This window comes from Hydrogenophaga sp., from assembly GCF_022844385.1.
Classification (GTDB): Bacteria; Pseudomonadota; Gammaproteobacteria; order Burkholderiales; family Burkholderiaceae_C; genus Hydrogenophaga.
The window spans coordinates 1-7772 of record NZ_JALHLX010000146.1 but is presented as its reverse complement, the minus strand read 5'-3'; the positions used below and the strand labels follow the sequence as shown (position 1 = coordinate 7772).

Below are 7772 nucleotides of genomic sequence, written 5' to 3'. Positions count from 1 at the left end.
TACGGCATGACGCCCGAAGCCGGTCTGCCCAAGGGCTGGCCCAACCACCCAACACCATGAACAAACTCCCCTTTGAGGGCCTGCGCGTCGTCGAATTCACCCACATGGTCATGGGCCCCACCTGCGGCATGGTGCTGGCCGATCTGGGGGCCGAGGTCATCAAGGTCGAGCCGCCGGCCGGCGACAACACGCGCCGCCTGCTCGGCTCGGGCGCGGGCTTTTATCCGCTGTTCAACCGCAACAAGAAGAGCCTGGTGCTCGACCTGCAATCGTCCGAAGGCAAGGAAGCGGTGCTCAAGCTGATTGCCACCGCCGACGTGGTGAGCGAAAACTTCAAGCCCGAGACCATGAAGAAGCTGGGCCTGGATTACGCGAGCCTGAAGACGCTGAACCCGCGCCTCATCCACGTGAGCCACAAAGGTTTTCTGCCCGGGCCGTACGACCACCGCACCGCGCTCGACGAGGTGGTGCAGATGATGGGCGGCCTGGCCTACATGACCGGGCGCCCGGGTGATCCGTTGCGCGCGGGCTCGTCGGTGAACGACATCATGGGTGGCCTGTTCGGCGCCATCGGCGTCATGGCCGCGCTGAGTGCGCGCGAGAAAACGGGCGAGGGCAGTGAGGTGCAAAGCTCGCTGTTCGAGAACAACGTGTTCCTGGTCGCGCAACACATGATGCAGTTCGCCGTGACCGGCCTGCCCGCCGCGCCCATGCCCGAGCGCATCTCGTCCTGGGGCATTTACGACGTGTTCAAGGTCAAGGACGAGGAGCAGATCTTTCTGGCGGTGGTGAGCGACACGCAGTGGGCGATCTTCTGCGACGCTTTCGGCTACGACGACCTGCGTGACGACCCGCGCCTGCTGGGCAACAACAACCGCGTGCGTTGCCGCGACTGGCTCATCCCGTTGCTGCGCGAGCGCCTGGCGCAGCAGAGTGCTGCGGACCTCGCTGCGCTGTTCGAGCGCCACGGCCTGCCGTTTGCGCCCATCACCAAGCCGCATGAGCTGCTGGACGATCCGCACCTCTGCGCCACCGGCGGGCTGGCGCCCATCACCCTGCCCGACGGCGAGCGCGCCGGCCAGACCGCGCAGACGGTGTTGCTGCCGCTCGCGCTCGATGGCGAACGCCTGGGCGTGCGCCGCAGCCCGCCCCGGCTGGGTGAACACAGCGCCGAGCTGCTGGCCGAACTCGGCTACTCGGCCGAAGACGCCGCGCGCCTGAGCCAGACGGTGGCGAAAGCTGGCTGAGAAGTCATCAATCTCGGCGTAAACAGCATGGGTCCGTCACGGTTCGTGGGGTAATCTGCCCCGGTGGACAAACTCAAACAACTCGAAACCTTCACCTCGGTGGCCACGCGCGGCAGCCTGACGGCCGCGGCCAAAGCCGAAGGGGTGGCCCCGGCCATCATCGGCCGCCGGCTCGACGCGCTCGAAGCCCGCCTGGGTGTGAAGCTCATGGTGCGCACCACGCGGCGCATCACCCTCACCCACGAAGGCAGTGCCTTTCTGGAAGACTGCCACCGCCTGCTCATCGACCTGGCGAACGCCGAAGCCAGCGTGAGCGCCGGCGGTGTGAAGGCCAGCGGGCACCTGCGCATCACCGCGCCAGCGGGCTTTGGCCGCCGCCACGTGGCGCCGCTCGTGCCGCACTTTCGCGAACTGCACCCCGAGGTGACGATCTCGCTCAACCTCAGCGACCGCGTGGTGGACGTGGCGGGTGAGGGCTACGACTGCGCGGTGCGCGTGGGGGACCTGCCCGACTCGTCGCTGGTGAGCGTGCGCCTGGCCGAAAACCGCCGCCTGTGTGTCGCCACGCCTCGCTACCTGCAGCACCACGGCAGGCCGCAGGTACCCGCCGATCTGGTGCGATTTGATTGCCTCACGCTCTCCAGCGACGCTTCACAAACGCGGGGCTGGGCATTTGCCATGCCCGGTGAATCGGGCGAGACCACCATCACCCACCTGCGCCCGGGCGGCCCGCTGGACTGCACCGACGGCCAGGTGCTGCACGAGTGGTGTCTGGCCGGTTACGGCATCGCCTGGCGCAGCACCTGGGAAGTGGAGGCCGACATTGCAGCCGGGCGGCTGGTGAGCGTGCTCGACGACTTTGCGGCGCCACCCAACGGCATCTTTGCGTTGTTCCCGCAGCGCAAACACCTGGCGCTGCGCGTTCGCCTGTGGATCGATTTCTTGAAGCACGAGTACGCGCGGCCGGAGTTCTGGAAGGACTGAGCCTGCGTGGGCACAACGGCAGGTGCTCGCCGTGCCACGCCGCTTGCGTCTGTTTGGTCGGAACTTCCCCCGACCACGCCGCGTCCCACAGGCCCGTTCATACCTTGAAGGCAAGGCATGCAGATCCCGACCACGCATTGGCTCAGCCGCCGTCAATGGCTGAGCGCAGCCACCGCATCGCTGGCGTCGCTGAGCTTGCCCGCCCTGGCGCAGCCAGGTGCCGGTGCGCCCCTGCACATGCGCCGCATTCCGTCGAGTGGTGAAGCGTTGCCCGTGATGGGGTTGGGCAGCTGGATCACCTTCAACGTGGGCAACGACCCGAAGGCGCGCGACGCTTGCGCCGAGGTGGTGCGTGCTTTCTTTGCGGCGGGTGGGCGGGTGATCGACAGCTCGCCCATGTACGGTTCTTCGCAGCCCGTCATCGGCCACGCGCTCGCAAAGCTGGGCCGCCCTGCAACGCTGTTCTCGGCCGAGAAGGTGTGGGTCGGTGATGTGTCGCGCGGCGCGGCGCAGATGGAGGCCTCGCGAGCTTTCTGGGACGTGCCGCGCTTTGATTTGATGCAGGTGCACAACCTGCTGTCGTGGGAAGAACACCTGCCGCGCCTGCAGGACATGAAAGCCGCCGGGCGCCTGCGCTACGTGGGTATCAGCACCTCCGAAGGCCGCAGGCACGCCGAGCTGGAGCGCATCATGCGCACGCAAAAAATCGATTTCGTGCAGCTCACCCACAACCTCCTCGACCGCGAAGCCGAGCAACGGTTGTTGCCGCTGGCGCAGGAGCGCGGCATCGCCGTGCTGGTGAACCGGCCATTCCGACAGGGCGCTTTGCTGGACCAGCTCGCGCGCCACCAGCTGCCGGGTTGGGCGGGCGAGATCGGCTGCGACAGCTGGGCGCAGGTGGCGCTGAAGTTCGTGGTGTCGCACCCCGCCGTGACCTGTGCGATCCCGGCTACCAGCCAGGTGGCGCACCTGCGGCAAAACATGGGCGCTGCCCTCGGCCCTCTGCCCGACGCAGCGCTGCGCGAGCGCATGGCGCGCGATGTCGCCGCGCTGTGACCGATCCCGGTTTTTCAGCATGAGCGAGTGGTGGACCTACCGGCCCGAGGACTTCCTCATGTTCGCGCCGCGCACCTACTGGCGGCTGTTCGAATTGCACAACCTCGCCTGGTGGCCGGCGCAGGTGTTGGCTGTGTTGTCGGGGCTGGCCATCGCGGTGGGTTTGTGGCGCGGCCAGCCCGCTGTTCTGCGGCTCGCCTCGGTGGTGTTGGCCGTTTTTGGTGCGTTCGTGGCGTGGGCGTTTCTGTGGCAACGCTACGCGGTGATCAACTGGGCGGCCGCGGGGTTGGCGTGGGCCTTCGGCGTGCAGGCCATCGGCCTGCTGGTGCTGGCCGGGCGGTCCTCGTTGGTGCTGGCGGCCGGGCGGGTGCGCCGGGGGGTGGGGCTGGGTCTGATGCTCTGGGCCGTGCTTGTGCACCCGTTGCTGGCGCTGGCTCTGGGCCGGCCCTGGTTGCAGGCCGAGGTGTTGGGGCTGGCGCCGGACCCCACCGCGATCGCCATGCTGGGCGTGCTCTTGTGTGCCGACGCGGTCGCGCGCGCCACACGTGTGTTGTTGGCTGTTTTGCGCGCGGGGGCCTTGGCCTGGTGTGCTGTGAGCGCGGTCACACTGGCCACCATGGGGTCGGCACAGGGCTGGGTGATGGTGGGCGCGGCGGTGGTGGCTGCAGCGGCGCTCGCGTTCGGCCGCGCCCGGGCGTGAAGGATCAGCCCAGGTCGGTGCGCCGGTCGGGCAGCTGACTGGTGGCACGCGCGGCATGCAGCGTTGAGAGCGTCAGTGTCGCGACCATCAATTGTTCGTCGCGCCCGGCTTGCATGAGCACTTCACCCATCGGCGCGCACACGGTGCTGAGCCCGCCGTAGGTCGTTTCATCTTCCTTCCCGCAGGCGTTGGCGTAAACCACGAACACGCGGTTTTCCAGTGCGCGCGCGGGCAGCAGCACACGCTGCACCTCGTCGAAATCAAGCATGTTGGCCGTGGGCACCAGGATGGCGTCCACCCCTTGCAGCGCGAGGCTGCGCGCGGGTTCGGGGAACTCGATGTCGTAGCAGATCAGCAGGCCCAGCCGCCAGCCGTTCGACGCGAAGACCGCAGGCGCTTGCGGGCCGGGGCTGAACTGCGCTCGGTCGATGTGGCCGAAGAGGTGGGTCTTGCGGTAGTTCGCCACGTGCTCGCCGTCGGCGCCGATGAATTGCACGGCGTTGTATGGCTTGCCCTGGGCGTTGTGTTCTGGATAGCCGTAGACGATGGCGATGCGGTGGCGCTGCGCGATGGTGGCCACGGCTTGCGCCAGTGCGCCGTCGGCCGGCTCGGCGAGCGCGGCCACAGCATCCGGGCCGATCTGGTAACCGGTGAGCGACATCTCGGGGCACACCAGCACTTCGGCACCTTGTTCGCGGGCCTTTGAGGCGGTGGTTTCGAGCCGTGCCAGGGCTTCGGCCGTGCTGGCTGCGTAGGAGCACTGCCAGAGCGCAAGGGTGAGGGTGTTTGCGTTCATGCGTATGGGCTCAGGCCACGAGACCGGCCGCCAGCCGGGCCACACCCGACAGCGTGGCGTCTTTCACCGCGCTGCTGGCCGTGCTCTCGGCCAGGTAGGCGGTGATGATGAGTGGCGCGCGGCCGTTGGTGGGCCAGGCGATGCCGATGTCGTTGGCGTCGGTCTTGTTGGTGCCCGTCTTGTCGCCCACCCGCCAACCCGGGGGCAGGCCGGCGCGCAGGCGCTTGTCGCCCGTGGTGTTGCCCACCAGCCATTGCTGCAGGCGTTCGCGCGAAGCGGGGGAGAGTGTGTTGCCGAGCAGCAGCTTCTGCAGGGTGAGCGCCATGGCGCGCGGCGTGGTGGTGTCGAGCAGGGCAGCGGCGGTGCCGGTGTTGAGCTCGGTCTCGCGGCGGTCCAGGCGCGTGGTGTCGTCGCCCAGTTCGCGCGCAAAACGCGTGAGCGCGGCCGGGCCGCCGTAGCTGTCGAGGATGAAGTTGGCCGCGCTGTTGTCGCTGGTGGTGATGGTGGCTTCGCACAGGCTGGCCAGGCTCATGCCCTCGGTGGTGCCGGCGAAGCGCTCGGTGACGGGCGAGTACGTGACAAGATCTCTCTTGGCGAAGGTGATGCGGCGCTCCAGCGATTCCTGGCCCCGGTCCACCCGCGCCAGCACCAGCGCGCTGGCCAGCAGCTTGAAGGAGCTGAGCATCATGAAATGCTCGTCGGCTCGGTGGCCGTGGACCGCGCCGGTGGCGGTGTCGAGGATGGTCACGCCCAGGCGGCCCTGGGCGGCGGCCTCCAGTTGCTGCAGTCGGGCTTGCAAACCGGGCGCTGAGTGGGCGCACGCGGACAAGAGGGCAAAGGGGCTGGCGATGGCCAGCGCGGTGGCGGTTGAGAAGTGGCGGCGGTGGAACATGGTGAGCACTCTAGCGGGGCTTCGACAGGCTCAGCCCGAACGGTGTTCGTGGCATCAATCCGGCAGCGCCATGGGCCCCAGCTCTGCGAACACATCGCCCGGCCCGGGGTTGTCCGCATGCGTGCGGCCGCCGAGGTGCTTCACGATGCCCCACACCGCATTGAGCGAGGTCTGCACCGCGCCCTCGACCCAGGCGGGCGTGAACGACACGTCGTCGCCCGCGATGAAGATGCCGCGCTCGGCCGGTGCAAAGCCGTCCTGCATGAAGTGGCTGTACATGCGGTGGTTGTAGCGGTAGTGGCCGGGCAGTGCGCCCTTGAAGGCGCCGAGAAAATGCGGGTCGGCTTCCCACGACACGCTGATAGGGTCGCCGATGATGTGGCTGGTGATGTCCACGTCGGGGTAGATCTTCTTCAGGGCCGAGAGTGCGAGCTGAACGCGTTTTTCGGTGCCGTGGGGCAGCATCTTCAGCGCGTCGCCCATCCACGCGTAGCTCAGGCAGATCACGCCGGGTTGGTCCGGGCCGTTGTCGAACAAATACGTGCCGCGCGTGAGCCGGTCGGTCAGCGTCATGCCCATCTGCGGCCAGCCGTTTGCTTTCAGGTCGTTCCAGAACGGGCGGTCCACCATCACGAAGGTTTTGGACGACTGCATGTAGCGCGTGCGGTCCAGTGCCATCCAGTGCTTCTGCGAAAACAGCGATTCCTCCACCGCGATCTGTGTGGTCAACAGCCAGCTCTGGCAGGTGGTGAGCACGGCGGGGTAGGTCTGGGTGTTGCCCCAGGTGTCGGTCACGCTGATCTGGTTGCCCGCCGCGCGGCTGATGGCCGTGACGCCGGCGCGCGGCGCGCCATGGTGCAGGCTGGCCAGCGAGGTGCCGGCGGGCCAGTGGCGCATCTCGCTGGCAGCGGGCGCGTGCTGCCACAGGCCCAGCGGCACTTGCTGCACGCCGCCCACGATCAGGTGCTGGTTCTCGTCGCAACCCGTGAGCACCACGCGCAGGATCTCCAGCATGGAGTTGGGAAAGTCCGAGTCCCAGCCGCCGGTGCCGAAGCCGACCTGGCCGAACACCTCGCGGTGGTGGAAGGAGAGCTTGGCGAAGGCGTCGGACGTGGCCACGAAGTCGTAGAAGGTGCGGTCGTCCCAGAGCGGCACGAGCCGGTCCCACAAGGCTTTGAGGCGCGGAATGTCGCGCTCGCGCAGCGCCTGCTGCAGGCCGGTGAAGCCCGCGCCTGCTTCGAGCGCTTGCGCCCAGGCCTCGGCCACTTCGCTGAACAGCGGCGGCAAATCGCCCAACGAGCGCGCCCAGTGCGTCTGACCCTCCAGGTCGACCACGGTGCAGCCGGCGGCGGGTGTGAGCGGGTTGGGGAACGGGCGCGTTTTGAGGCCCAGCCGACGCACGTAATGAAAGAAGGCCGTGCCCGATGCCGGGAAGCGCATGCCGCCCAGCTCGGCCACCACGCCCTGCCCACCCTCGAAGGCTTGCGAGCGCAACCGCCCGCCCATGCGCGAAGCCTCGTACAGCACGGGTTTGAGGCCCAGCTTCATCAGCTCGTAGGCCGCCACCATGCCGGCCATGCCGGCGCCGACGATGGCCACCTCTTGCCCCAGGCGCCCGGTGGGCAGCTCGCCCAGGCCTTGCGGGTGGGCGATCCAGTCGTCGAAGGCAAAGGGAAAGTCGGGGCCGAAAACGGTGACGGGCGCGTCAGCGCTGCGCAGGGACATGGGAGCCTCCAGGGTTCAGGCCAGGCTGCTCAAGAGCCAGAGCGCCGTGCCCCACATCATGAGCGCAACCATGCCGTCCAGCGCACGCCACACGTGCAGCGAATTGAGCCGGCGCCCCAGCCAGAAGGCGGCCACGCCCAGCGCGAGAAACCACACCACCGAACCCGCGGCCGCGCCCATGCCGAAGACACGGCTGCCCTGACCGTAGGCCAGCGAGGCGGTTCCGATCAACACGGCGGTGTCGAGCCAGGCGTGCGGGTTCAGCCATGAGAAGGCCAGTGCCGACAGCACCGCCTGGCGGCGCGAGACGGGCTCGGCCACCACGGTGCTGTCGCCTTCGATGGCGATGGTGCGCGGGTTCAGAAAGCGCTG

The 7772-nt window shown here is 68.2% G+C and carries 8 protein-coding genes; 4 read left to right on the top strand and 4 right to left on the bottom strand.

Annotated features, from left to right (window positions below; genetic code table 11):
* Positions 1-56 precede the first annotated feature (56 nt).
* From Q0C59_RS17230 to Q0C59_RS17215, 4 genes are all read left to right on the top strand, one after another.
* A complete protein-coding gene (locus tag Q0C59_RS17230) occupies positions 57-1247 on the top strand; it encodes a CaiB/BaiF CoA-transferase family protein (RefSeq protein ID WP_291217828.1) in 1191 nt (396 codons plus the stop codon).
* Positions 1248-1310: 63 nt separating this feature from the next.
* Entirely contained in the window at positions 1311-2231 is a 921-nt protein-coding gene (locus Q0C59_RS17225; protein ID WP_291217826.1) for a LysR family transcriptional regulator, read from the top strand.
* A 117-nt stretch (positions 2232-2348) separates the two neighbouring features.
* Positions 2349-3287 carry an aldo/keto reductase gene (locus Q0C59_RS17220; RefSeq protein ID WP_291217823.1) on the top strand — a complete coding sequence of 313 codons (939 nt, stop codon included), beginning with the start codon at positions 2349-2351 and terminating at the stop codon, positions 3285-3287.
* 19 nt (positions 3288-3306) lie between these two features.
* Positions 3307-3987, top strand: a complete 681-nt coding sequence (locus Q0C59_RS17215; RefSeq protein ID WP_291217821.1) for a DUF6064 family protein — start codon at positions 3307-3309, stop codon at positions 3985-3987.
* A 4-nt stretch (positions 3988-3991) separates the two neighbouring features.
* Here the strand turns inward: Q0C59_RS17215 and Q0C59_RS17210 are convergent, their stop codons facing one another.
* The 4 genes from Q0C59_RS17210 to Q0C59_RS17195 all read right to left on the bottom strand — a co-directional run.
* Complete coding sequence (locus Q0C59_RS17210) at positions 3992-4783, bottom strand: carbon-nitrogen hydrolase family protein (protein WP_291217819.1); 792 nt, start codon at positions 4781-4783, stop codon at positions 3992-3994.
* Positions 4784-4793: 10 nt separating this feature from the next.
* Positions 4794-5675, bottom strand: coding sequence for a class A beta-lactamase (gene bla / locus Q0C59_RS17205; protein WP_291217817.1), 882 nt, complete (start codon positions 5673-5675; stop codon positions 4794-4796).
* A gap of 54 nt (positions 5676-5729) precedes the next feature.
* Positions 5730-7400, bottom strand: a complete 1671-nt coding sequence (locus tag Q0C59_RS17200) for an NAD(P)/FAD-dependent oxidoreductase (protein ID WP_291217815.1) — start codon at positions 7398-7400, stop codon at positions 5730-5732.
* A 15-nt stretch (positions 7401-7415) separates the two neighbouring features.
* Positions 7416-7772, bottom strand: a 357-nt coding sequence (locus Q0C59_RS17195; RefSeq protein WP_291217813.1) for a LysE/ArgO family amino acid transporter, incomplete at its 5' end; no start/stop codon positions are given.